Source organism: Cupriavidus gilardii, from assembly GCF_017598945.1.
GTDB classification, from domain to species: Bacteria; Pseudomonadota; Gammaproteobacteria; order Burkholderiales; family Burkholderiaceae; genus Cupriavidus; species Cupriavidus gilardii_E.
The window spans coordinates 1-23961 of the sequence record NZ_JAGFTW010000006.1 but is presented as its reverse complement, the minus strand read 5'-3'; the positions used below and the strand labels follow the sequence as shown (position 1 = coordinate 23961).

At 68.6% G+C, this 23961-nt stretch carries 20 protein-coding genes; 10 read left to right on the top strand and 10 right to left on the bottom strand.

The genetic code is table 11. The annotated features are described in order from the left end of the window. Positions 1-10 precede the first annotated feature (10 nt). The 3 genes from hemF to J5T34_RS03170 all read right to left on the bottom strand — a co-directional run bounded on the left by hemF (position 11) and on the right by J5T34_RS03170 (position 3290). On the bottom strand, positions 11-922 hold the full coding sequence (hemF, locus tag J5T34_RS03180; protein ID WP_208578564.1) for an oxygen-dependent coproporphyrinogen oxidase: 912 nt from the start codon (positions 920-922) through the stop codon (positions 11-13). A 279-nt stretch (positions 923-1201) separates the two neighbouring features. Beyond that, positions 1202-2470: a phosphoribosylamine--glycine ligase gene (gene purD / locus J5T34_RS03175; RefSeq protein ID WP_208578563.1), complete on the bottom strand. Its 1269-nt coding sequence runs from the start codon at positions 2468-2470 to the stop codon at positions 1202-1204. A 94-nt stretch (positions 2471-2564) separates the two neighbouring features. Further along, entirely contained in the window at positions 2565-3290 is a 726-nt protein-coding gene (locus J5T34_RS03170) for a YebC/PmpR family DNA-binding transcriptional regulator (protein WP_208578562.1), read from the bottom strand. Positions 3291-3638: 348 nt separating this feature from the next. Between J5T34_RS03170 and J5T34_RS03165 the strand changes: the two genes are divergently transcribed. After that, positions 3639-5183, top strand: coding sequence for a helicase HerA-like C-terminal domain-containing protein (locus J5T34_RS03165; protein ID WP_208578561.1), 1545 nt, complete (start codon positions 3639-3641; stop codon positions 5181-5183). Between the two features lie 151 nt (positions 5184-5334). On the opposite strand, the gene upp is transcribed toward J5T34_RS03165, so the two are convergent. Further along, the gene (gene upp, locus J5T34_RS03160; protein WP_208578560.1) at positions 5335-5985 is read right to left on the bottom strand and encodes a uracil phosphoribosyltransferase; all 651 of its coding nucleotides are present in this window, start codon (positions 5983-5985) and stop codon (positions 5335-5337) included. A 276-nt stretch (positions 5986-6261) separates the two neighbouring features. On the opposite strand from upp, the gene J5T34_RS03155 reads away from it, so the two are divergent. The 4 genes from J5T34_RS03155 to J5T34_RS03140 are packed head-to-tail and all read left to right on the top strand — an operon-like array spanning position 6262 to position 9491. After that, a complete protein-coding gene (locus J5T34_RS03155; RefSeq protein ID WP_208578559.1) occupies positions 6262-7203 on the top strand; it encodes a DMT family transporter in 942 nt (313 codons plus the stop codon). A gap of 59 nt (positions 7204-7262) precedes the next feature. Then, entirely contained in the window at positions 7263-8051 is a 789-nt protein-coding gene (locus tag J5T34_RS03150; protein WP_208578558.1) for an SDR family oxidoreductase, read from the top strand. Positions 8052-8059: 8 nt separating this feature from the next. Then, a complete protein-coding gene (locus tag J5T34_RS03145; protein ID WP_208578557.1) occupies positions 8060-8476 on the top strand; it encodes a methylglyoxal synthase in 417 nt (138 codons plus the stop codon). Between the two features lie 40 nt (positions 8477-8516). After that, complete coding sequence (locus tag J5T34_RS03140; RefSeq protein WP_208578556.1) at positions 8517-9491, top strand: quinone oxidoreductase family protein; 975 nt, start codon at positions 8517-8519, stop codon at positions 9489-9491. A 114-nt stretch (positions 9492-9605) separates the two neighbouring features. Here the strand turns inward: J5T34_RS03140 and J5T34_RS03135 are convergent, their stop codons facing one another. The 6 genes from J5T34_RS03135 to J5T34_RS03110 all read right to left on the bottom strand — a co-directional run bounded on the left by J5T34_RS03135 (position 9606) and on the right by J5T34_RS03110 (position 16033). After that, positions 9606-9899 carry a YkvA family protein gene (locus tag J5T34_RS03135; protein ID WP_174107482.1) on the bottom strand — a complete coding sequence of 98 codons (294 nt, stop codon included), beginning with the start codon at positions 9897-9899 and terminating at the stop codon, positions 9606-9608. Positions 9900-10087: 188 nt separating this feature from the next. Then, positions 10088-11236, bottom strand: a complete 1149-nt coding sequence (locus J5T34_RS03130) for a BMP family ABC transporter substrate-binding protein (protein ID WP_208578555.1) — start codon at positions 11234-11236, stop codon at positions 10088-10090. Between the two features lie 75 nt (positions 11237-11311). After that, positions 11312-12232 carry an ABC transporter permease gene (locus J5T34_RS03125; RefSeq protein WP_208578554.1) on the bottom strand — a complete coding sequence of 307 codons (921 nt, stop codon included), beginning with the start codon at positions 12230-12232 and terminating at the stop codon, positions 11312-11314. A 17-nt stretch (positions 12233-12249) separates the two neighbouring features. Then, positions 12250-13356 (bottom strand): ABC transporter permease, encoded by a 1107-nt coding sequence (locus J5T34_RS03120; RefSeq protein WP_208578553.1) that lies wholly within the window; start codon positions 13354-13356, stop codon positions 12250-12252. Further along, entirely contained in the window at positions 13349-14929 is a 1581-nt protein-coding gene (locus J5T34_RS03115; protein WP_208578552.1) for an ABC transporter ATP-binding protein, read from the bottom strand. The genes J5T34_RS03120 and J5T34_RS03115 overlap by 8 nt, the downstream gene beginning before the upstream one ends. A 363-nt stretch (positions 14930-15292) precedes the next feature. Further along, entirely contained in the window at positions 15293-16033 is a 741-nt protein-coding gene (locus tag J5T34_RS03110) for a GntR family transcriptional regulator (protein WP_208578551.1), read from the bottom strand. Positions 16034-16218: 185 nt separating this feature from the next. Between J5T34_RS03110 and J5T34_RS03105 the strand changes: the two genes are divergently transcribed. From J5T34_RS03105 to J5T34_RS03085, 5 genes are all read left to right on the top strand, one after another. Then, positions 16219-17439, top strand: coding sequence for a pyridoxal-phosphate-dependent aminotransferase family protein (locus J5T34_RS03105; RefSeq protein WP_208578550.1), 1221 nt, complete (start codon positions 16219-16221; stop codon positions 17437-17439). 15 nt (positions 17440-17454) lie between these two features. Next, positions 17455-20652: an FAD-binding and (Fe-S)-binding domain-containing protein gene (locus J5T34_RS03100; RefSeq protein ID WP_208578549.1), complete on the top strand. Its 3198-nt coding sequence runs from the start codon at positions 17455-17457 to the stop codon at positions 20650-20652. A 196-nt stretch (positions 20653-20848) separates the two neighbouring features. Continuing rightward, complete coding sequence (locus J5T34_RS03095) at positions 20849-21841, top strand: tripartite tricarboxylate transporter substrate binding protein (RefSeq protein WP_208578724.1); 993 nt, start codon at positions 20849-20851, stop codon at positions 21839-21841. Positions 21842-21910: 69 nt separating this feature from the next. Next, positions 21911-22444 carry a tripartite tricarboxylate transporter TctB family protein gene (locus J5T34_RS03090; protein ID WP_208578548.1) on the top strand — a complete coding sequence of 178 codons (534 nt, stop codon included), beginning with the start codon at positions 21911-21913 and terminating at the stop codon, positions 22442-22444. 9 nt (positions 22445-22453) lie between these two features. Beyond that, positions 22454-23961 (top strand): tripartite tricarboxylate transporter permease (locus J5T34_RS03085; protein ID WP_208578547.1); only part of this gene is annotated, 1508 nt, incomplete at its 3' end.

Below are 23961 nucleotides of genomic sequence, written 5' to 3'. Positions count from 1 at the left end.
CGGACCGGGTTCAGACCCACTCGCGCGCCGGCAGGAAGTCGGTGTACAGCGCGGCTTCGGCGCTGCCCGGCTCGGGCTGCCAGTCGTAGCGCCAGGCGGCCTGCGGCGGCATCGACATCAGGATCGATTCGGTGCGGCCGCCCGATTGCAGGCCGAACAGCGTGCCGCGGTCGAACACCAGGTTGAATTCGACATAGCGGCCGCGGCGATAGGCCTGGAAGTCGCGTTCGCGCGCGCCGTAGGGCGTGTCCTTGCGCGCCTGCAGGATCGGCAGGTAGGCATCGAGAAAGCCGTCGCCGACCGCGCGCATCATCGCGAAGCTGTCGTCGAAGCCGAGCTCGGAGAAGTCGTCGAAGAACACGCCGCCGACGCCGCGTGCCTCGCCCCGATGCTTCAGGAAGAAGTACTCGTCGCACCAGCGCTTGAAGCGCGGATAGAGCTCGGCGCCGAACGGATCGAGCGCGCGCTTGCAGGTGGCGTGGAAATGCCGGCAGTCGTCGGCATTGCCGTAGTAGGGCGTCAGGTCCATGCCGCCGCCGAACCACCAGACCGGCTCGGCGCCTTCCTTGACCGCCAGGAAGCAGCGCACGTTCATATGGACCGTGGGCACGTAGGGGTTGCGCGGATGGAACACCAGCGACACGCCCATCGCCTCGAAGCCGCGCCCGGCCAGTTCGGGCCGGTTGGCGCTGGCCGACGGCGGCAGCGCGTCGCCGCGCACGTGCGAGAAGCCGACGCCGGCGCGCTCCATCACCGCGCCGCCTTCGAGGATGCGGGTGCGGCCGCTGCCGCGCAGGCGCTCGGTGGGCGGTTTTTCCCAGGCATCGGTGGCGAACGGCTGCCCGTCGATGGCGGCGACGGCATCCGTGATGCGGTCTTGCAGACCCAACAGATAGGCGCGGACTGCCTGGGAATCGATCATCAGCATGGTCAGGATTGTAGCCGCTGCCCCGTCATGGTGCGGCGGGGTAGGCACGCGGGGCGGTGGCGTCCAGGTTTTTCTCCCCTCTCCCGCTTGCGGGAGAGGGGCGGGGGAGAGGGCAAGGGCATCGCGCATGCCGACGTGGCTTGAAACCACCCCCTCTCCCCGGCCCTCTCCCCCTGAGGGGGAGAGGGAGAACAACTGGAAGCCGCCCTGAAGGGGGAGGGAGAACGACATCGGGGCGGAGCAACGTCGGCGAGCCGACGAAGCACCAATTCCTCAGCGCTTGATCGCCCGATACCCGATGTCCGAGCGGTACTGCATGCCGTCGAAGTGGATCTGCTGGGCCGCCGCATAGGCCGCGCGCTGCGCCGCCTTGACGGTATCGGCCAGACCCACCACGCACAGCACGCGGCCGCCGTTGGTCAGCAGCTTGCCGTCCGCCAGCGTGGTGCCGGCGTGGAAGGTCACGCTGTCGTCGGTTTCGGCCGGGATGCCGGTGATCAGGTCGCCCTTGCGCGGCGCGTCGGGGTAGCCGTGCGCGGCCATCACCACGCCCAGCGCCGTGCGGCGGTCCCAGTCGAGCTCGACCGCGTCGAGCCGGCCGTTGACGGCGTGCTCCATCACGTCGAACAGATCGGTCTTGAGCCGCGCCATGATCGGCTGCGTCTCGGGATCGCCCATGCGGCAGTTGAATTCGAGCGTCTTCGGATTGCCGTCGCGATCGATCATCAGGCCCGCGTACAGGAAGCCGGTGTACGGGATGCCGTCCTTCTCCATGCCGCGCACGGTCGGCATGATGATCTCGCGCAGCACCCGCGCATGCAGCGCCGGCGTGACCACCGGCGCGGGCGAGTAGGCGCCCATGCCGCCGGTATTGGGGCCGGCGTCGCCGTCGAGCAGGCGCTTGTGGTCCTGACTCGTGGCCAGCGCCAGCACATTGGCGCCGTCGACCATCACGATGAAGCTCGCTTCCTCGCCCTCGAGGAATTCCTCGATCACGACGCGCGCGCCGGCATCGCCGAGCTTGTTGTCGGCCAGCATCATGTCGACCGCGGCGTGCGCCTCTTCCAGCGTGGTGGCGACCACCACGCCCTTGCCGGCGGCCAGGCCATCGGCCTTGATCACGATCGGCGCGCCCTGCGCGTCGAGATAGGCGTGCGCCTGCGCCGCGTCGCTGAAGGTCTGGTAGGCGGCGGTCGGAATCTGATGCCGGTGCATGAAGGCCTTGGCGAAGTCCTTCGACGACTCGAGCTGCGCGGCCGCGCGGCTCGGGCCGAAGATGCGCAGGCCGCGCGCGCGGAACACGTCGACGATGCCGGCCGCCAGCGGCGCCTCGGGACCGACCACGGTGAAATGCACGCCCTCGCTTTGCGCGAACTCGGCCAGCGCCGCCGGATCGGTCACGGGGACGTTCTGCAGCCGCTTGTCCAGCGCCGTGCCGCCGTTGCCCGGCGCCACGTAGACGACCTGCACCTTGGGCGACTGGGCCAGTTTCCAGGCCAGCGCGTGTTCACGTCCGCCCGAGCCGACAACCAATACTTTCATGATCCACTGCCAGAAGATAAAGCTTTGGGGACGGCGGCCGCTGCATCGAATCGGCGACGGCCGCCGGGGAGAGGGGAGGGGCGGATGCGCCGGCTCAGTCCTCGATCACCGCGTTGGTGAAGACTTCCTGCACGTCGTCGAGGTTTTCCAGCGCGTCGAGCAGCTTCTGCATCTTGACGGCATCGTCGCCGGTGAAGCTGACTTCGTTCTGCGGCTTCATCACGACGTCGGCGACCTCGGCCTTGAAGCCGGCCGCTTCCAGCGCCGTCTTGACGGTGCCGAAATCGTTGGGCGGGCAGGTGACCTCGATCGCGCCGTCCTCGTGCGTCACGACATCGTCGGCACCGGCCTCGAGCGCGGCTTCCATCAGCTTGTCCTCGGGCGTGCCCGGCGCGAACAGGAACTGGCCGCAGTGCGTGAACATGAAGGCCACCGAACCCTCGGTGCCCATGTTGCCGCCGTGCTTGGAGAAGGCGTGGCGCACTTCGGCGACGGTACGGGTGCGATTGTCCGTCAGGCAATCGACGATGATCGCGGCGCCCGACAGGCCGTAGCCCTCGTAGCGGATTTCCTCGTAGCTGGCGCCTTCCAGACCGCCCACGCCGCGCTGGATCGCGCGCTGGATGTTGTCCTTGGGCATGTTGGCATCCATGGCCTTGTCCATGGCCAGGCGCAGGCGGGGATTGGAGTCGGGCTCGCCGCCGCCGAGCTTGGCGGCGACGGTGATTTCCTTGATCAGGCGGGTCCAGATCTTGCCGCGCTTGGCGTCGGCGGCGGCTTTCTTATGCTTGATATTGGCCCATTTGGAATGACCGGCCATGTTTCTCTCCGAGGCGGAACAGGTACGCGAGGCGTGCAGCGCGGCAAGGGCAGCATGGCCGAAGGTTGGCGGCCGGACCGGCGGGCGCTCGAGCACGCCCACTCGGCCTGTTGCGATGCACGCGCCGGTGATGGAATCATCAGCGGCAGGCCATGACTGCTGGCAATCACTGCTGGATATAATCAGCCCGGGATTTTATCACGCGGCCCTGCGCGCCAGACCGCCGGCCCGGCCCTTGCCGCGCCGGGGCGAGGCGGGCGTGATGGCGCCACACCCGCGCCACACCCGCGCCACACCCGCGCCCCAGTATCGCCGCCCCATCGCCTCATCATCCACCGGAGCCCCAGCATGGCCGACCCCATCGTTATCGCCAAGAACGCCCAGCATGAACTGGCCCTGCTGCCACAGATGGGCAATCGCCACGGCCTGATCACCGGGGCCACCGGCACCGGCAAGACCGTGACGCTGCAAACGCTGGCGCAGGGCTTCTCCCGGCTCGGCGTGCCGGTCTTCATGGCCGACGTCAAGGGCGACCTGACCGGCATCTCGCAGCCCGGCCAGCTGTCCGACAAGCTCGGCAAGCGGCTGGCCGACCTGGGCCTGCCCGAACCGGCCTGGGGCGCCTGCCCGACCACGCTGTGGGACGTGTTCGGCGAGAAGGGCCATCCGGTGCGCGCCACCGTGTCCGACATGGGCCCGCTGCTGCTCTCGCGCATGCTCGAGCTCAACGACACCCAGCAGGGCGTACTGAACCTGGTGTTTCGCATCGCCGACGCCAACGGCCTGCTGCTGCTCGACGCCAAGGACCTGCGCGCGATGCTGCAGTACGTCGGCGACAACGCCGGCCAGTTCACCACCGAGTACGGCAATATCTCGGCCGCGTCGATCGGCGCGATCCAGCGCGGCCTGGTCGCGCTCGAATCGCAGGGCGCCGATGTGTTCTTCGGCGAGCCGATGCTGAACCTGGACGACTTCATGCAGACCGACAAGGGTCTGGGCATGGTCAATATCCTGGCCGCCGACAAGCTGCTGCACGCGCCGCGGCTGTACGCGACCTTCCTGCTGTGGCTGCTGTCGGAGCTGTTCGAGAAGCTGCCCGAGGCCGGCGACCTCGACAAGCCCAAGCTGGTGTTCTTCTTCGACGAGGCGCATCTGCTGTTCAACGATGCGCCCAAGGCGCTGCTGGAGAAGATCGAGCAGGTGGTGCGGCTGATCCGCTCGAAGGGCGTCGGCGTGTACTTCGTCACGCAGAACCCGGTCGATATTCCGGACACGGTGCTGGGGCAGCTCGGCAACCGCGTCCAGCATGCGCTTCGCGCATTCACGCCGCGCGATCAGAAGGCGGTCAAGGTGGCGGCGACCACGATGCGCGCCAATCCCGAGCTCGATCTGGAGAAGGCGATCGGCGAGCTCGCGGTGGGCGAGGCGCTGATCTCGCTGCTCGACGCCAAGGGCACGCCCGGCATCACGCAGCGCGCGTGGGTGCTGGCGCCGGGCAGCCGCATCGGCCCGATCGACGAGGCCGAGCGCAAGCAGTTGCTGGCCTCGTCGCTGGTGGCGGGCACCTACGAGAAGGCGGTCGATCGGGAATCGGCCTACGAGCGGCTCAAGGGCAGGGTCGCGCAGAGCGGCGAGGCGCCGGCCGCGCAGAACGGCGGGGGGCAGAACGCAGGACAGGCGGCGGGTCAGCCGAGCGGTGAACGCGGCTGGCTGGACGAGGCCGGCGATCTGTTCGGCGGCCTGACGCGCGGCACCGGCAAGACCGGCCGCGGCGATTCGATCCTCGAATCGATGGCCAAGTCGGCGGCCCGCACGGTGGGCTCCCAGGTCGGCCGCGAGCTGATCCGCGGCGTGCTGGGCAGCCTGCTGGGGTCGGGGCGCAAGCGCCGGTAGCGAGGGACGCTGCCCTCTCCCCCGGCCCCTCTCCCGCGGTGCGGGAGAGGGGAGCAGACCCACCGACATCGAGGCGCCCGCCCGGTTTTCTCCCCTCTCCCGCTTGCGGGAGAGGGGTCGGGGGAGAGGGAAAGCCCCCCGGCCCCCCGCCTCAGTTCTTGGTACCGAACAACCGGTCGCCCGCATCCCCCAGGCCCGGCACGATGTACGCGTGCTCGTCCAGATGGCTGTCGAGCGAGGCCACGTACAGCTTCACGTTCGGGTGGGCCTTGTGGAAGACCTCGACGCCTTCGGGCGCCGCCACCAGCGCGACGAACGTGATCGCCTGGTCCTTGACGCCGCGGCGCTTGAGCACATCGACCGCATGCGCCGCCGAATAGCCGGTGGCGACCATCGGGTCGCACAGGATGAAGCTGCGATCCTCCAGGGCGGGCAGCCGCACCAGATATTCGACCGGACGATGATGTTCGTCGCGATAGACGCCGATATGGCCGATCCGCGCCGACGGGATCAGTTCGACCAGGCCGTCGCTCATGCCGACGCCGGCGCGCAGCACCGGCACGATGGTCAGCTTCTTGCCGGCGATCACCGGCGCCTCCATGCTGACCAGCGGCGTCTCGATATGGCGCGTGGTCAGCGGCAGGCTGCGCGTGATTTCGTAACCCATCAGCAGCGTGATTTCGCGCAGCAGCTCGCGAAAGGTCCGCGTCGACGTGTCGCGGTCGCGCATGTGCGACAGCTTGTGCTGGATCAGCGGGTGGTCGAGGATGAACAGATTGGGGAAACGCGGATCTTGCTTCATGGCGGGTAGCGGCTGGCGGTGAGGGCAGGGCGGAGTCCGGGGGATCGCCCCGATGGTGCCGGATTGTAATGGATGGGCTTCCGGATGGGCTCCCCGCGGTCCGCGCGGGCGGCAACGACCGTGACGGCGTCCGATGCCTTTGCGCCTTTTGACATACAATCCTCGCGTCTGTCCGGCGGCATTGTCGGGCGGCCATGCCAGACATTTCCCGACGTAGTGCCTTGCCGCGCCCGCCTGTCGGCGACCGTGCGCGGACAGGCCGTTTGCACCATACCCGTGCCCGCTTCCCAGAAATCCCTCGCCAGCCCCGCCAGCGCGTCCGCCGGTGCGCGGCAGCGCACCGGGCTTGCCGTCGCCGCCATCGGCGCGGTGCTGTTCTCCGGCAAGGCCATCGTCGCCAAGCTGATGTACCGCTACAACGTCGACGCCGTGATGGTGATCACGTTGCGCATGCTGTTCGCGGTGCCGCTGTTCATGGCGATCGGCTGGTGGCAGTCGATGCGGCTGCCGCCGCTGTCGTGGGCCGACCGCGCCCGCGTGCTGATGCTCGGCTTCATCGGCTATTACCTGTCGAGCTTTCTCGATTTCCTCGGCCTGCAATACATCACCGCGGGGCTGGAACGGCTGATCCTGTTCCTGACGCCGTCCTTCGTGGTGCTGGCCACCGCCTTCGGTTTCAAGCGCCATATCAGCCGCCAGCAGTGGATCTCGCTGCTGCTCGCCTACGCCGGCATCCTGCTGGTGCTGGCCCACGATCTGGACGTCAGCGGCAGCAAGGTCTGGCTCGGGGCCGCGCTGGTGCTCGGCAGCGCGGTCAGCTATGCGGTCTATCTGATTGCCAGCGGCGAGCTGGTGGCGCGCATCGGCTCGCTGCGGCTGGTCGCCTATGCGATGTGCGTGTCGACCGCCTGCTGCGTGGTGCAATATCTGGTGCTGGGACGCCCCTGGCGCGAGCTGCTGCAGCCGGCGCCGGTGATGTGGCTGTCGGTGATCAACGCCGTCTTCTGCACCGTGCTGCCGGTGTCGCTGACGATGATGGCGGTGGCACGCATCGGCGCGCCGATGGCATCGCAGGCCGGCATGATCGGCCCGGTGTCGACGCTGTTCCTCGGCTTCTGGCTGCTGGGCGAGCCGATCACGCTGGTGCAGCTGGCAGGCAGCGCGCTGGTGATGGGCGGCATCTATCTGCTGTCGCGCAGCAAGGCTGCGCGGACCTGAGCGGGCGCCGACGCGCGCTCGATCGATTTGAACAACTGGCGAATCAAGGAGAAGGGAGCATGGATTTCGGATTGCGAGGCAAGCATGCGCTGGTGTGCGGCGCCAGCAAGGGCCTGGGCTTTGCGTGCGCGGACGCCTTGGCGGCCGAGGGCGTCGACGTGGTGATCGTCGCGCGTGGCGCCGAGGCGCTGGAGAAGGCCGCCGCCGACCTGCGCGCGCGCCATGGCCGCCGCGTGATCGCGGTGGCGACCGACATCACCACGCCGGAAGGCCGCCAGCAGGCGCTCGACGCCGTGGCCAAGCTGGGCGATCTCGACATCCTGGTCAACAACGCCGGCGGCCCGCCGCCGGGCAATTTCCGCGACTGGAACCGCGAGGACTGGATCGCCGCGCTCGACGCCAACATGCTCACGCCGATCGAGCTGATCAAGGCCACCGTCGACGGCATGATCGCGCGCAAGTGGGGCCGCATCATCAACATCACCAGCGGCGCGGTCAAGGCGCCGATCGATGTGCTCGGCCTGTCCAACGGCGCGCGTTCGGGCCTGACGGGCTTCGTCGCGGGCGTGGCGCGCGAGGTCGCCCAGCATGGCGTGACCATCAACAACCTGCTGCCGGGGCCGTTCAATACCGACCGCCTGTACAAGACCATGGAAGGCGCGGCGAAGAAGGCCAACCTGACGGTCGACGAGGTCGCGCAACGCCGCGCCGCGCAGAATCCGTCGCGCCGCTTCGGCGACCCGGCCGAGTTCGGCGCGACCTGCGCGTTCCTGTGCAGCAAGCAGGCGGCCTACATCACCGCGCAGAACATCCTGCTGGACGGCGGCGCCTACCCGGGCACCTTCTGAGCGCGCGCATGACGACCACCCCCGTCGCGGCGGTTCCGCCGCGCATCGCGCTGATCGCGCACGACCGCAAGAAGGACGACATCGTCGCCTTCGCCCGCCGCCATCGCGACTTTCTCGTGCACTGCGAACTGCTGGCCACCGGCACCACCGGCGGCCGGCTGATCGACGAGGTGGGGCTGACGGTCACGCGCATGCTGTCCGGCCCGTGGGGCGGCGACCTGCAGATCGGCGCGCAGCTCGCCGAGGGCCGCGTCGCCGCGGTGATCTTCCTGCGCGACCCGATGACCCCGCAGCCGCACGAGCCCGATATCAACGCGCTGGTGCGCGCCTGCGACGTGCACGACGTGCCGTGCGCCACCAATGTGGCGACCGCCGACATGCTGATCGCCGAAATGCGGCGGCGTACCGTGACGCCAGCGGCCTGAGCGGCAGTCCCGATCCGATCATCCCAAGGAGAACCGAACCATGAGCAAAGCCATCCGCATCTTCGAGAACGGCGGTCCTGACGTGATGCAGTGGGTCGACGTCGAGGTCGGCGAACCCGGACCCGGCGAGATCCGCATCCGGCAGGAGGCGGTCGGCCTGAACTATATCGACGTCTACTTCCGCACCGGGCTCTACAAGCAGCCGCTGCCGGGCGGGATCGGCATGGAAGGCGCCGGTGTGGTCGAGGCGGTCGGGCCCGGCGTCACGCATCTGCGCGAAGGCGACCGCGTCGCCTATGCCGGCCGACCCACCGGCGCCTATGCCCAGGTGCGCGTGATGCCGGCCGATATCGTCGTCAGGCTGCCGGACGACATCTCGTTCGAGCAGGCCGCCGCGATGATGCTGCAGGGGATGACCGTGCAGTATCTGGTGCGCGATACCTACCGCGTGCAGCCCGGCGACACGGTGCTGCTGCACGCCGCGGCCGGCGGCATCGGCCTGATCGCGTCGCAATGGCTGAAGGCGCTGGGCGCGACCGTGATCGGCACCGTCGGCAACGACGACAAGGCCGCGCTGGCGCGCGCGCATGGCTGCGACCACACCGTCGTCTACACGCGCGAATCGTTCCTGGACCGCGTCAAGGAGATCACCGGCGGCAAGGGCGTGGCGGTGGTCTACGACTCGATCGGCAAGGACACCTTCAACGATTCGCTGGACTGCCTGGCGCCGCGCGGCACCATGGTCAGCTTCGGCAACGCTTCGGGCCCGGTGCCGCCGGTCGATATCTCGGTGCTGGGCGCCAAGGGCTCGCTGAAGCTGACGCGGCCGACCATCATGACCTATGTGACGCAGCGCGACCTGCTCGAACCGATGGCGGCCGAGCTGTTCGACGTCGTGCGCAGCGGCAAGGTCAAGATCGAGGTGCGGCAGCGCTATCCGCTGGCCGAGGTCGCGCAGGCGCATCGCGAGCTGGAAGCGCGCAAGACCACCGGGTCGACGGTGCTGATTCCGTAAGGCTGCGGGTCGGGCAGAAAAGAAGCGGAAAAGAAAAGGGCGCCAGTCGAACTGGCGCCCTTTTTCGTTGCCGCTACCGCGCGGTCAATGTGGCATCGGTCAATGCGGCATGAGTCAGTGCGGCCTGACCGTCGTCGATTGCGTTCGCATCTGCGCTTGCCGCAGGATGTGCGGTGGCAGCCGCTTCAGGATCAGATGGACCGCCAGCGGGATCAGCACCAGATCGTCGACGATGCCCAGTCCGGCCACCACGTCGGGGATCAGGTCGATCGGCGACAGCGCGTACAGCGCCACGCCGACCACCGCCGGCTTGAGCCAGCCGGGGGCATCCGGGTGCCGCAGCGCATACCAGAGCAGGCGCCCGTCCCGCCGCACGAGCGTCCAAAGCGCCGAGAATCGTTTCCACATGAGAGGCCTCCTTCACACTGTGCACCCGCGGCTGGAATGCGCGGCACGACAACAGGATAGCTTGGGCCGATGCGCCGCGGTTCAAGTTCCCCGGGGCCAGTTTGGTGCGGTAAGCGGGAGGAGGGTTTGCTCCCCTCTCCCGCCATGCGGGAGAGGGGAGAACACAGGCGGTGCAGCGGTAATCCCGATCAACCCGGAATCTGCCCCTCCACACCCTCGACATAGAACTTGATGCCGTGCAGGAACTTGTCGTCGGCGACCTGGCCTGCCGCCAGTTGCTCCTTGCCGGTGTTGTCCTTGAGCGGGCCCTTCCAGATCGGCGCGCTGCCCTCGATGATGCCGCGGCGGCGCTCGGCGACCAGCGCCTTGACGTCCTCGGGCACGTCGGCGTTGAAGCTGGTCAGGTCGATCATGTTTTCCTTCAGGCCCCACCAGGTGGTGCCGTTGGTCCAGGTGCCGCTCAGCACGTCGCCGACCACCTTGTTGTAGTAGACGCCCCACGAGATCACCGATGCGGCCAGGTGGGCCTTCGGACCGAACTTGCTCATGTCGCTATCCCAGCCGAACGCGTGCACGCCCTTTTCCTGCGCGGTCTGCACCACGGCGGCCGAGTCGGTGTTCTGCATCAGCATGTCGACGCCCTGGCCGATCAGCGTGGTGGCGGCCTCGCGCTCCTTGCCCGGATCGAACCACTTGTTGACCCAGACCACCTTGACGGTCGCGTTCGGATTGACGCTGCGCGCGCCCAGTGCGAACGAGTCGATATTGCGGATCACCTCGGGGATCGGCACCGACGCGACCACGCCCATCTTGCCGGTCTTGCTCATCTTGCCGGCCACCACGCCGGCCAGATACGCGCCCTCGTAGGTGCGCACGTCGTACTGGGCCAGGTTCTCGGCGGTCTTGAAGCCGGTCGCATGCTCGAAGCGGACGTCCGGAAACTCCTTGGCGACCTTCAGCATCGACTCCATGTAGCCGAAGGTGGTGCCGAAGATCAGCTTGTTGCCCTGGCTGGCCAGATCGCGGAACACGCGTTCGGCATCGGCCGCCGATTCGGGGATGTTCTCGACATAGGTGGTCTTGACCTTGTCGCCGAACTTCTCCTCGACCGCCTTGCGGCCGCGGTCGTGCGCATAGGTCCAGCCGGCGTCGCCGACCGGTCCGATATAGACGAAGGCGACCTTCAGCGGCTCGCCCGCCTGGCCGGCGGCCGGTGCCGAGGCGGCGCCCGGCGCGGGCTGCTCGGCGTCCTTCTTGCCGCAGCCGGCCAGCGTGGCGACCGCCAGCAGCGTGGTGGCGGCCAGCGTCGCGAGGGACTTCCTGCGCGTGACGATCATCGATTTCTCCTTGTGTTGAATGCGCGAATGGACACGCGCGTTGGCTCTTGATGGAAAACGCTTGCTGAAAAAGGGTCAGGCGTTGCCGGGGCGGAAGGGCCGCCCCAGCGACGCCGGCATATTGAGGCGGATCCACGCCGGATTGCGCGAGATCAGCGCCAGCACCACGATGGTGGCCGCATACGGCAGCATCGACAGGATCTGCGACGGCGCGGAGACGCCGATGCCCTGCAGATAGAACTGCAGGATCGTCACGCCGCCGAACAGCCAGGCGCCGACCAGCACGCGGCCGGGCCGCCAGGTGGCGAAGGTGGTCAGCGCCAGCGCGATCCAGCCGCGCCCGGCGACCAGATTCTCGACCCACATCGGCGTATAGACCAGCGACAGATAGGCGCCGGCCAGCCCGCAGCAGCCGCCGCCGAACAGCAGCGCGGCGAAGCGGATCCAGCGCACCGGGTAGCCGAGCGCGTGCGCCGATTCGGGCGATTCGCCGATCGCGCGCAACGTCAGCCCGGCGCGCGTGCGGAACAGGAACCACATGATGGCCAGGCACAGCAGCACGCTGACATAGACCATCCAGTGATGCTGGAAGAAGGCCGGGCCGACGAAGGGCAGGTCGGCCAGCCCCGGCACCCTGCTGCCCTGCGCGGGCATCGCGTAGCCGACGAAGCGCTGGCCCATGAAGGCCGACAGGCCGGTGCCGAAGATCGACAGCGCCAGGCCTGTGGCGACCTGGTTGGTGGCCAGCACCAGCGCCAGCCAGGCGAACAGCGTGGCCATCGCCATGCCGGCCAGCGCGCCGGCGGCGAAGCCGAGCAGCGGCGACTGGGTCTGGTAGCCGACCATGAAGCCGAACACCGCGGCGACCAGCATCATGCCTTCGGCGCCGAGGTTCAGCACGCCGGCGCGTTCGTTGATCAGGAGGCCAAGCGCAGCCAGCAGCAGCGGCGTGCCGGCATTGACCGCGGTGGCGACAAGGGGAGCGAATTGTTCCATGAGCGGATATCGGTTGGCTATCGGGCCGCCGCCGCGCGCCAGCGCAGACGGTTGTCGATCAGGCTGTCGCAGGCGAGCAGAAAGAACAGCAGCATCCCCTGGAAGACCCAGCCGATGGCTGACGGCAGGCCCAGGCGCGATTGCGCCATCTCGCCGCCGATATAGAACAGCGACATCACGATGCCGCCGAACACCGCACCGACCGGATGCAGCCGGCCGACGAAGGCGACGATGATCGCGGTGAAGCCGTAGCCCGGCGAGATCGACGGCAGCAGCTGGCCGATCGGTCCCACCACTTCGAAGGCGCCGGCCAGCCCGGCGAAGCCGCCCGAGATCAGCAGCGCCATCCACAGCGAGGCGCGCGCCGAGAAGCCCGCGTAGCGCGCGGCGGACGGGGCGGTGCCGCCGACCTGCAGCCGGTAGCCGGCGAAGCTGCGGAACAGGAACACCGTCATCACCGCCACCAGCACCAGCATCACGACGAAGCCCGCATGCAGCCGCGAGCCCGACATCAGATTGGGCAGCAGGAACTCCGGCGAGAACACCTTGGACTGCGGGAAGTTCATTCCCTGCGGATCCTTCAGCGGGCCGTTGACCACGTAAAGAATCAGCTGCTGCGCGATATAGGTCAGCATCAGCGAGACCAGGATCTCGTTGGCGTTGAAGCGGTCGCGCAGCAGCGCGGTGATGCCGGCCCACAGCATGCCGCCGGCGATGCCGGCGAGCGAGGCGAGCACCAGCACCGCCACGCCGTTGGCGTTGTGACCGGGCACATCGAACCACAGTACGGTCGCCGCGGCGAAGATGCCGCCGAGGATCAGCTGTCCTTCGGCACCGATGTTCCAGACGTTGGCCCGGTAGCAGACCGACAGCCCGAGCGCGCACAGCACCAGCGGCACGGTTTTCAGCAGCACCTCGCCGAGCGCACGCTTGTCCTTGACCGGATCGACCAGGAAGACCTTCAACGCGGCCATCGGGTCCTTGCCGAGCAACACGAACAGCAGCGCGCCGAAGGTCAGCGTCAGCGCCAGCGCGATGAAGGGCGAGGCATAGGCCATCGGGCGCGAGGGCAGGCCGCGCGGCGACAGCGACAGAGGGAAGGCGAAGCCGAGCGATTTAGCCATGGACGCGCGCCTCCGCGACGTCATGCCGGCCCTCGTCCTGGCCGCCCGGTCCGCCCGGCCACAGCCCGCTCATCCACAGGCCGACCTGTTCGCGCGTGGCCTCTTCCACCGGCATCGACGGCGAGAGCCGCCCCTTGGCGATCACGTGCAGCCGGTCGCAGATCGCGAACAGCTCGTCGAGCTCCTCGGAGACGACCAGGATCGCGCAGCCGGTCGCCTTCAGCGCCAGCAGCTCGTTGTGGATCTGCGCGGCGGCGCCGACGTCGACGCCCCAGGTCGGCTGCGCGACGATCAGCACGCCGGGACCGCTCTCGATCTCGCGGCCGACGATGAACTTCTGCAGATTGCCGCCGGACAGGCTGCGCGCCATCGCATCCGGGCCGCCCGCCTTGACGCGAAAGCGCTGGATGATCGCCGCCGCGAGTCCCGCCGCTGCCTTCGGCGAGACCAGGCCGCGCCGTACATAGGGCGGGTCCTGATGCGACAGCAGCGTATTGTCGGCCAGGCTCATGCCGGGCACCGCGCCGCGCCCCAGCCGCTCCTCCGGCACGAAGGCCAGGCCGGCGCGCCGGCGGGCGCGCGCATCGAGGCGGCCGACCGGCTTGCCGTCCAGCGCGATGGCATCGCGCGCGGCGCGGGTGTCCTCGCCGGACAGCGCCGCCAGCAATTCCTGCTGGCCGTTGCCCGACACGCCGGCGATGCCGACGATCTCGCCGGCATGCAGGTCCAGCGAAATCCCTTCGAGCGCGGTGGCGAAGGCATGGGCGCGCGGCAGCGACAGCGCGCGCACGGCGAGACGAAGCGGCCCGCGCGGCGTCGCCACGCGCGCCTCGCGCGGCGGTTCCCCGCCGATCATCATCCGCGACAGCGAGGCCGCGCTCTCCTGGCGCGGATCGCACAGGCCGGTGACCCGGCCCATCCGCATCACGGTGGCGCGATGGCACAGCGCGCGGATCTCGTCGAGCTTGTGGCTGATGTACAGAATGCTGGTGCCTTCGTCGGCGAGCTGGCGCAGCGTGACGAACAGCGTCTGCACCGCCTGCGGCGTCAGCACGGAAGTGGGTTCGTCGAGGATCAGCAGTTGCGGCCGCGCCAGCAGCGCGCGCACGATCTCGACGCGCTGGCGCTCGCCGACCGACAGCGTATGCACGTGGCGCTCGGGCTCGAGCGGCAGGCCGTAGCGCGCGGCGGTTTCGCGGATCCGTTCGGCCAGCACCTTCATCGAGGTGCCGCCGCGCTGCGCCGCCGGCAGTCCGAGCGCGATGTTCTCGGTCACGGTCAGCGTGTCGAACAGCGAGAAATGCTGGAACACCATCGCGATGCCCAGATCGCGGGCATCGTGCGGACTGTCGATGACGACCGGCGCGCCGTTGAAGTGCATCTGGCCGGCGTCGGGTTTGACCGCGCCGAAGATGATCTTCATCAGGGTCGACTTGCCGGCGCCGTTCTCGCCGAGCACGGCATGGATTTCGCCGGGAGCGACGGTCAGCGAGACGTCGTCGTTGGCGGTCACGCCGGGATAGCGCTTGACGATATGGGCAAGCGCCAGCCTGGGGGGGAAATTGGATGTCACTGAGGCGGCTCTGGTTGTCGTGGCAGCTTCGTCCGTCGGCACTGCGCGGCACCGGCGCAGACCGCGGGGCAGCGGTGCGACGGGGCGGCGGCAGCGGGCAGCAGTGAACAGCGGCAAGGCGTGGGCCAGCATGGCCGGCGCGTCTCGCCGCATCATCACGGAAGCGTAATGCCTGTTATCAGGTCGGGATTATATAAGTGCGCGGGTCCCGGAACGGCCGCCATGACCGTCGATGCAGGCCCCGCAACGGATCGCGGAGGGTTGCAAGTCGCATGCCGGGTGCGGGACCGGCGAGCGGGGTGTGCCGCCGCGCGAGCACAAGGACGGGCCCGGCGAACGCGGCCCCCGGAGGGCGGGCGCCAGTCAGGCCGCGGAAGCGGAGTTGTCTCCGCCGGCCCGATCGACAGCCAGCCCGCCCTGCATCACCGCTTCGCGCTTCTCCAGCAGATGCTGGCGCAGGATCGCGGCCAGGCGCTTGCCGTCGCGCGCTTCCAGCGCCTGGATCATCGCCTCGTGGTCGTGCACCGCGCGGTCCCATTTCTCGGTCTGCTGATTCGAACGGAAGCGCAGCGCCTTGAGCCGGCGATTGATCGACAGATAGGTCTGGCGCAGCACGCCATTGCGCGCGGCCGCATTGATGCGGTCGTGGATTTCCTGATTGCGGCTGTAGTAGCCGGACAGATCGTTCTGCGCGCGGCAGGCCAGCATCGCGTAATGCAGCGCCTTGATCTGCGCCAGTTCGGCCGGCGTGATGCGCTCGCAGGCCAGTTCGCCGGCGAACGCTTCCAGGCCCGCCATCAGCTCGAAGGTTTCCCAGATCTCGGCCTCGGTCATGCGCGACACGCTGGCGCCGCGGTTGGGCGAGATCTCGATCAGGTTCTCGGCGGCCAGCACCTTGAATGCCTCGCGCAGCGGCGTGCGCGAGATCCCCAGCGTCTCGCACAGCTCGCGCTCGTTGAGCTTCATGCCGGGCTTGAGCACGCCCTCGGTGATGAACTTGCGCAGGTGCTCGACCACGGTGTCGTGCAGGCGCTGGCGCTCCAGCCGGGGCAGCAGCGGGGTGGCGCCGCTGTCGGTCAGCGGTTCCCCTTCGGAATTTTGCATTCAAAGTCCTTGTCCGTGATGTCGCGGCCATTCTAGCGCACAGTCGCCGGGAACTGTCCCGCAGCCCGCGCAGCGCGGGCAATCGGGGTAAACGAGCGCGGTTTCGGGGCAAATTCCGCTTGGGCTCGCGTATCACCGCTGCTACAGTATTTTGAATTCAAAATTCAACAAGGAGACACCTGTCCATGATCTCGCTCGACTTCCACCCCGCCGGCCGTCACTTCCTGCAGATCCCGGGACCGAGCCCGGTACCGGATCGCATCCTGCGTGCGATCAGCTATCCGACCATCGATCATCGCGGGCCGGAATTTGGGGCGCTCGGGCGCAAGGTGCTGGCCGATATCCGCAAGATCTTCAAGACCGAGCATCCGGTGATCATCTATCCGGCCTCGGGCACCGGCGCCTGGGAGGCCGCGCTGTCGAACGTGACCAGCCCCGGCGACACGGTGCTGATGTACGAGACCGGGCATTTCGCCACGCTGTGGAAGTCGATGGCCCAGTCGCTGGGCCTGCAGCCGGAATTCCTCGGCCTGCCCGGCATCGAGGGATGGCGGCGCGGCGTGCAGCCCGACATGATCGAGGCCCGCCTGCGCGAGGACAGCGGCCATCGGATCCGCGCGGTCTGCGTGGTGCACAACGAGACCTCGACCGGCGTGACCTCCGACATCGCGGCGGTGCGCCGCGCCATCGATGCGGCCGGCCATCCGGCGCTGCTGATGGTCGATACGATCTCGGGCCTGGCCTCGGCCGACTACCGGCATGACGAGTGGGGCGTGGACGTGACGGTGTCGGGCTCGCAGAAGGGCCTGATGCTGCCGCCGGGCATCAGCTTCAACGCGCTGTCGCCGAAGGCCATCGCCGCCAGCAAGGAGGCGCGCATGCCGCGCAGCTTCTGGCGCTGGGACGAGATCCTGGAGGCCAACAAGAACGGCTACTGGCCGTACACGCCGAACACCAACCTGCTGTACGGCCTGTCCGAGGCGATCGACATGATCCTGGAGGAGGGGCTGGACAACGTCTTCGCGCGCCACCAGCGCCTGGGCGAGGCCACGCGCCGCGCGGTGCGCGCCTGGGGCCTGGAGATCCAGTGCGTCGATCCGGCCGTCTACAGCCCAGTGCTGACCGGCGTGATGATGCCCGAGGGCGTCGACGCCGACGCGGTGCGCAAGCTGATCTACGAACGCTTCAACATGTCGCTGGGCCAGGCGCTCGGCAAGATGCGCGGCAAGATGTTCCGCATCGGCCATCTTGGCGATTGCAACGAGCTGACGCTGATGGCGACGCTGTCCGGCTGCGAGATGGGACTGAAGCTGTCGGGCGTGCCGCTGCAGGGCAGCGGCGTGGCGGCCGCGATGGAGTACCTGACGTCCCATGCCGACACGCCGGCGCTGAAGGCCGCCGCCTGAGCGGATGGAGCTGCGATGACGGATCTGTCCACGCCGCTGGCCCCTTCATTGGCCCCCTCGTTGACCGCCTCGCCGATCGTCAAGCCCCTGCATTTCGTCCGCTCGGAGGGCGGGCCCGGCTCGCCGCTGGCGACGCGGCTGCGGCGCGAGCTGCGCGGCGACGTGCTGTTCGACCGCGCCAGCCGCGGCCGCTATGCGACCGATGCGTCGATCTACCAGATCATGCCGATCGGCGTGGTGGTGCCGCGCGACCAGCGCGACCTGCTGCTGGCGCTGGAGATCGCACGCGATGCGCATGCCCCGGTGCTGGCGCGCGGCGCCGGCACCAGCCAGTGCGGCCAGACCGTCGGCGAAGCGCTGGTGATCGACAACAGCAAGTGGCTGAACCAGGTGATCGACTTCGATCCGGTCGCGGCCACCGTCACGGTCGAGCCGGGCATCGTGCTCGATCATCTGAACGCCTGGCTCAAGCCGCACGGGTTGTGGTTTCCGGTCGATGTCTCGACCGGCGCGCAATGCACGATCGGCGGCATGACGGGCAACAACTCCTGCGGATCGCGCTCGCTGGCCTACGGCAACATGGTGCACAACGTGCTGGCCATCGACGCGGTGCTGGCCGATGGCGCGCAGTGCCACTTCGGTTCGCTGGCGCAGCCGCCGGCCGATGTGCGCGTGCAGGGCATGCTGCAGCAGTTGCGCGCGATCGCCACGCGCGAGCGCGACGAGATCGCCGAGCGCATGCCCAAGGTGCTGCGGCGCGTCGCCGGCTACAACATCGATCTGTTCGACTGCCAGAATCCGCGCGCCTATACGGACGACGGGCACGCCAACCTGTCGCACCTGCTGGTGGGCTCCGAAGGCACGCTGGCCTACAGCCGGCAAATCACGCTGAAGCTGTCGCCGCTGCCGACCCACAAGGTACTGGGCGTGGTCAATTTCCCGACCTTCTACCAGGCGATGGAAATGACCCAGCATATCGTCGGGCTGGCGCCGGTCGCGGTCGAGCTGGTCGATCGCACCATGATCGACCTGTCGATGGCCAACCCGGCCTTCCGTCCGGTCATCGCCTCGGCGCTGCGCGGCGAGCCGCAGGCGATCCTGCTGGTCGAGTTCGCCGGCGAGGATGCCGCTGCGCTGCGCAACGACCTCGACGCGCTGGACGAGCTGATGGGCGATCTGGGCCTGCCCGGCTCGGTGGTCAAGATGCCGGACGCCGGCGCGCAGAAGGCGCTGTGGGAAGTGCGCAAGGCGGGCCTGAACATCATGATGAGCATGAAGGGGGACGGCAAGCCGGTCTCCTTCATCGAGGACTGCGCGGTGCCGCTGCCGCACCTGGCCGAGTACACGCGCCGGCTGACCGAGGTGTTCCATCGCCACGGCACCGAGGGCACCTGGTATGCGCACGCCAGCGTCGGCACGCTGCATGTACGGCCGATCCTGGACATGCGCCGCGACGGCGCCGCGAAGATGCGCGCGATCGCCGAGGAGGCCGCGGCGCTGGTGCGCGAGTACAAGGGCGCCTATTCGGGCGAGCACGGCGATGGGCTGTGCCGCGGCGAATGGGTGGCCTGGCAATACGGGCCGCGCATCCACGCCGCCTTTGGCGAGATCAAGGCGCTGTTCGATCCCGACAATCGCTTCAATCCGGACAAGATCGTGCGGCCGCCGAAGATGGACACGCGCGAACTGTTCCGCTTCCCGCCGAACTACCAGCGGCTGCCGCTGCAGCCGGCGCTCGACTGGTCGGCCTGGAACGTCCGGCGCGATCCTTTGAGCGGCGAAGAAACGCCGCCGGGCAGCGGCGACGATCGCACCGGCGGACTCGCCGCTGCGGTCGAGATGTGCAACAACAACGGCCACTGCCGCAAGTTCGACGCCGGCACCATGTGTCCGAGCTACCGCGTCACGCGCGACGAACAGCATGTCACGCGCGGCCGCGCCAATACGCTGCGGCTGGCCGTGTCGGGCCAGCTCGGCGAGGAAGGGCTGGCCAGCGAGGACGTCAAGGCGGTGCTGGATCTGTGCGTGTCGTGCAAGGGCTGCAAGCGCGACTGTCCGACCGGCGTCGACATGGCCCGGATGAAGATCGAGGCCCGCCACGCCTGGGCGCAGCGCCACGGGCTGACGCTGCGCGACCGGCTGGTGGCCTTCATGCCGCGCTATGCGCCGCTGGCGAGCCGCATGCCCGCGCTGATGGCGCTGGCCGAGCGGATTCCGCTGCTGTCGGACTGGGCCAGGCGCGCGCTGGGCTTCGCGCCGCAGCGCAGCCTGCCGCGCTGGCAGCGTTCGTTTTTGTCGACGATTGCGCGCGCCGGCCGCGGCGATGCCACCCCGGCCATCGCCGGCGCCGGCGCTGCGACGGACACCGCTTCCCTGGCCGCTTCGTCGGGCGAACCATCTGGCGATCCGTCTGGCGATCCGTCTGGCGATGCGGCCGCCGGGGGACATCGGGAGGTGGTGCTGTTCGTCGACACCTTTAACAACCACATGGAGCCCGAGAACGCGCGCGCCGCGCAGGCGGTGCTCGAAGCCGCGGGCTACACCGTACATCCGCTGATGCGGCCCGGCCAGCGTCCGCTCTGCTGTGGCCGCACCTTCCTCGCCGCGGGGCTGGTCGAACAGGCGCGCCAGGAGGCGCGGCGCCTGCTCGACGCGGTGCAGCCCTTCGTCGCGCGCGGCGTGCCCATCGTCGGGCTCGAGCCGTCGTGCCTGCTGTCGCTGCGGGACGAATTCCTCGGCTACGGCTATGGCGACGAGGCGGCGCGTCTGGCGGCCAGCGCCTTCCTGTTCGAGGAGTTCCTGGTGCGCGAGCGGCAGGCGGGGCGCCTGAGCCTGAAGCAGCTGGCGCTGCAGCCGCTGCCGCAGCGCGAGGCGCTGGTGCATGGCCATTGCCACCAGAAGGCGTTCGACGCCTTCACGCCGGTACAGACGGTGCTGGGCTGGATTCCCGAGCTGAAGGTGTCGCCAGTCGAGTCGTCGTGCTGCGGCATGGCCGGCAGCTTCGGCTACGAGGCGGAGCACTACGACGCCTCGGTGGCGATGGCCGAACTGTCGCTGCTGCCGGCGGTGCGGGCGCGCGCGGACGGCGCGATCGTGGTGGCCGACGGCACCAGCTGCCGCCATCAGATCTTCGACGGCGCCGACGCGCAGGCGTGGCACGTGGCGCGCGTGCTGGCGGCGGCGCTGCCGGGTGGGGCCGCAGCAACGGGATAGCGAGGGGGAAGCAGGGGGGAAGCAACAACAGCAGGACAGGGAGAACAGCCGGCACCGTTGCCGTGTCGGCAGCAAACCAGTCCGCCGCACAGACCACAGAAGGCCGAGCCACGGCCGGCACGCGGCGGACCGATGTGACATTCCAACGAGGAGACAGGCAATGCAAAGCAAGCACAGCAAGCAGGGCAAGCGTTCGATGCTGGCGTTCGGCGCGCTCGGCGCGGTGGCGCTCGCGATCGGCGGCGCGCCGGCCGCAGCATGGGCATGGGAGCCGACCAAGCCGGTCGAGATCGTCGTGCCGTTCAGCGCGGGCGGCGCGTCCGATCAGATGGCGCGCTCGATCCAGAGCATCATCGCGAAGCACAAGCTGATGAGCCAGCCGGTGATCGTGGTCAACAAGGCCGGCGCCAGCGGCGCCGAGGGCCTGATGGACACCAAGGCCTCGCAGGGCAATCCGCACAAGCTGCTGGTGACCTCGTCGGCGCTGTACACGGTGCCGATGGTCAGCCATCTGCCGTTCAGCTGGCGCGACCTGACGCCGATCGCGATGGTGGCGCAGGACGAGTTCGTGCTGTGGACCAATGCCGAGGCGCCGTACAAGACCGTCGCCGAATTCGTCGAGGGCGCCAAGGCCAACACCGGCAAGGTCAAGATGGGCGGCACCAGCTCCAAGCGCGAGGATCAGATCATCACCACGCTGATCCAGAAGAAGACTGGCGCCAAGTTCATCTACGTGCCGTACAAGGGCGGCGGCGAGGCGGCCACGCAGCTGTCGGGCAAGCATATCGACGCCAACGTCAACAACCCGTCCGAGTCGATCGGCCAATGGCGCGCCGGCGAGCACCGCGCGCTGTGCGTGTTCGCGCCCGCCCGCATGGGCTACACCACCAAGGTCACCCAGTCGCAAAGCTGGGGCGATGTGCCGACCTGCAAGGAGCAGGGGCTGGACGTCCAGTACCAGATGCTGCGCGTGTTCATGATGCCGGGCGGCATCACGCCCGACCAGCAGAAGTACTACGTCGAGCTGATGCGCAAGATCGTTGCCACGCCGGAGTGGAAGGAATATCTCGAGCGCAATGCGCTCAAGAGCGAGTTCCTCGCCGGCAAGCCGCTCGAGGACTTCCTCGCCAGGGACGAGAACGCGCACCGCGACATCCTGAAGGAAGCGGGCTTCATGGCCGCGCGCTGATCCGGCATCGCCAACGACGCGCGGCCGCCTCGACGCGGACGGCCGCGCGCACCGACTGGGAGAGGTTCGATGGAAACACAGGAAGAGCATGCGGCCGCCGGTGCCGACGCTGTCCGTGATGGCGACGAGCGTGGCGTGTCGCTGCGCGCGGTCGAGCTGGTGGTGGCCGCGCTGTTGCTCGTGGGGGCGGCCGTGGTGATCTGGAGCAACCACCGCATCGGCTCGGGCTGGGCCGCGGACGGCCCGGAGGCCGGCTACTTTCCGCTGCGGGTCGGCGCGATCGTGCTGGTGTGCAGCCTGGCGGTGGCGTGGCAGGCCTGGCGCACGCCGGCCGACGCGATCTTCGCCAGCTGGCAGCAGTTGCGTCAGGTCTGCGTGATCCTGCTGCCGCTGACGGTCTATGTCGCACTGATCGGCTGGCTCGGCATCTATGTCGCGTCGGCGATCTTCATCGCCGGCTTCATGATGGCGGTCGGCAAGGCCGAGTGGTGGCGCGCGACGCTGCTGGGCGCGGGGATCAATCTGGTGCTGTTCTGGATCTTCGAGATCCAGTTCCGGGTGCCGCTGCCGAAGGGGCCGCTCGAAGCGGCGCTCGGCTTCTAGGAGGGCACCATGGAGGAATTCAATGCGCTGATGCACGGCTTCTCGGTCGCGCTGTCGTGGCAGAACGTCGGCCTGATGTTCGTCGGCATCCTGCTCGGCATCGTGGTCGGCGTGCTGCCCGGGCTGGGCGGCCCCAACGGCGTCGCGATCCTGCTGCCGCTGACGTTCTCGATGGATCCGACCTCGGCCATCATCATGCTGTCCTGCATCTACTGGGGCGCGCTGTTCGGCGGGGCGATCACGTCGATCCTGTTCAATATCCCGGGCGAGGCGTGGTCGGTGGCGACCACCTTCGACGGCTACCCGCTGGCGCAGCGCGGCGAGGCGGGCCGGGCGCTGACCTCGGCCTTTACCGGCTCGTGCCTGGGCGCGATGGCCGGCGTGCTCTTGATCACCTGCCTGGCGCCGCTGGTCGCCAAATTCGCGCTGCGCTTCGGGCCGCCGGAATATTTCGCGGTCTATCTGCTGACCTTCTGCAGCTTCGTCGGCATGGGCAAGGAAGCCAAGCCCAAGATCCTGATCGCGATGTGCGTGGGCTTCCTGCTGGCGGCGGTCGGCATGGACACGGTCTCGGGCACGCTGCGCATGACGTTCGGCTCGACCGAACTGCTGCGCGGCTTCGACTTCCTGGTGGCGGTGATCGGGCTGTTCGGCATCAGCGAGATCCTGATGACGATGGAGGAGGGCGTGGCCTTCCGCGGCAAGCAGGCGCGCATCGACCTGAAGGTGGTGCTGCGCACCTGGGCGGAGCTGCCGCGCTACTGGATGACGATCCTGCGCTCGTCGGCGATCGGCTGCTGGCTCGGCATCACGCCCGGCGGTGCGACCGCGGCCTCGTTCATGGGCTATGGCGTGGCCAAGCGGATGGCGCGCGATCCGGACTCGTTCGGCAAGGGCAATATCGAAGGCGTGGTCGCGCCCGAGACTGCGGCGCACGCGGCCGGCACCAGCGCGCTGCTGCCGATGCTGGCGCTCGGCATTCCAGGCTCGGCGACCGCCGCGGTGCTGCTGGGCGGGCTGATGATCTGGGGTCTGCAGCCCGGGCCGCTGCTGTTCCAGGAGCAGGGGCCGTTCGTCTGGGGCCTGATCGCCAGCATGTACCTGGGCAATATCGTCGGGCTGCTGGTGGTGCTGTCGACGGTGCCGCTGTTCGCGGCGATCCTGCGCATCCCGTTCTCGATCATCGCGCCGCTGATCCTGGTGGTCTGCGCGATCGGGGCCTATACGGTGAACAACGCGCTGTTCGATGTCTGGCTGATGCTCGGCTTCGGCGTAATCGGCTACGTGCTCAAGAAGCTCGACTATCCGCTGGCGCCGCTGGTGCTGGCGCTGGTGCTCGGCGACCGCGCCGAGGACGCGTTCCGCCAGACCATGCTGGTGTCGTCGGGCTCGCTCGACATCTTCTGGTCGAACGGGCTGGTGGGCACGATCATGACGCTGGCCATCCTGGTGCTGATCTGGCCGATGATCGGCGACCTGCGCGCGCGGCTGCGCAAGGGGAAGGGGGTGGCGGAGGC

Excerpts from the sequence above, each read along its gene's own strand:
- J5T34_RS03135 (WP_174107482.1), bottom strand. The coding sequence starts at position 9,899 with ATGTGGAAACGATTCTCGGCGCTTTGGACGCTCGTGCGGCGGGACGGG.
- J5T34_RS03125 (WP_208578554.1), bottom strand. The coding sequence starts at position 12,232 with ATGGAACAATTCGCTCCCCTTGTCGCCACCGCGGTCAATGCCGGCACG.
- hemF (WP_208578564.1), bottom strand. The coding sequence starts at position 922 with ATGATCGATTCCCAGGCAGTCCGCGCCTATCTGTTGGGTCTGCAAGAC.
- J5T34_RS03140 (WP_208578556.1), top strand. The coding sequence starts at position 8,517 with ATGAGCAAAGCCATCCGCATCTTCGAGAACGGCGGTCCTGACGTGATG.
- J5T34_RS03120 (WP_208578553.1), bottom strand. The coding sequence starts at position 13,356 with ATGGCTAAATCGCTCGGCTTCGCCTTCCCTCTGTCGCTGTCGCCGCGC.
- J5T34_RS03105 (WP_208578550.1), top strand. The coding sequence starts at position 16,219 with ATGATCTCGCTCGACTTCCACCCCGCCGGCCGTCACTTCCTGCAGATC.
- J5T34_RS03130 (WP_208578555.1), bottom strand. The coding sequence starts at position 11,236 with ATGATCGTCACGCGCAGGAAGTCCCTCGCGACGCTGGCCGCCACCACG.
- purD (WP_208578563.1), bottom strand. The coding sequence starts at position 2,470 with ATGAAAGTATTGGTTGTCGGCTCGGGCGGACGTGAACACGCGCTGGCC.
- upp (WP_208578560.1), bottom strand. The coding sequence starts at position 5,985 with ATGAAGCAAGATCCGCGTTTCCCCAATCTGTTCATCCTCGACCACCCG.
- J5T34_RS03170 (WP_208578562.1), bottom strand. The coding sequence starts at position 3,290 with ATGGCCGGTCATTCCAAATGGGCCAATATCAAGCATAAGAAAGCCGCC.
- J5T34_RS03095 (WP_208578724.1), top strand. The coding sequence starts at position 20,849 with ATGCTGGCGTTCGGCGCGCTCGGCGCGGTGGCGCTCGCGATCGGCGGC.
- J5T34_RS03150 (WP_208578558.1), top strand. The coding sequence starts at position 7,263 with ATGGATTTCGGATTGCGAGGCAAGCATGCGCTGGTGTGCGGCGCCAGC.
- J5T34_RS03090 (WP_208578548.1), top strand. The coding sequence starts at position 21,911 with ATGGAAACACAGGAAGAGCATGCGGCCGCCGGTGCCGACGCTGTCCGT.
- J5T34_RS03110 (WP_208578551.1), bottom strand. The coding sequence starts at position 16,033 with ATGCAAAATTCCGAAGGGGAACCGCTGACCGACAGCGGCGCCACCCCG.
- J5T34_RS03165 (WP_208578561.1), top strand. The coding sequence starts at position 3,639 with ATGGCCGACCCCATCGTTATCGCCAAGAACGCCCAGCATGAACTGGCC.
- J5T34_RS03100 (WP_208578549.1), top strand. The coding sequence starts at position 17,455 with ATGACGGATCTGTCCACGCCGCTGGCCCCTTCATTGGCCCCCTCGTTG.
- J5T34_RS03145 (WP_208578557.1), top strand. The coding sequence starts at position 8,060 with ATGACGACCACCCCCGTCGCGGCGGTTCCGCCGCGCATCGCGCTGATC.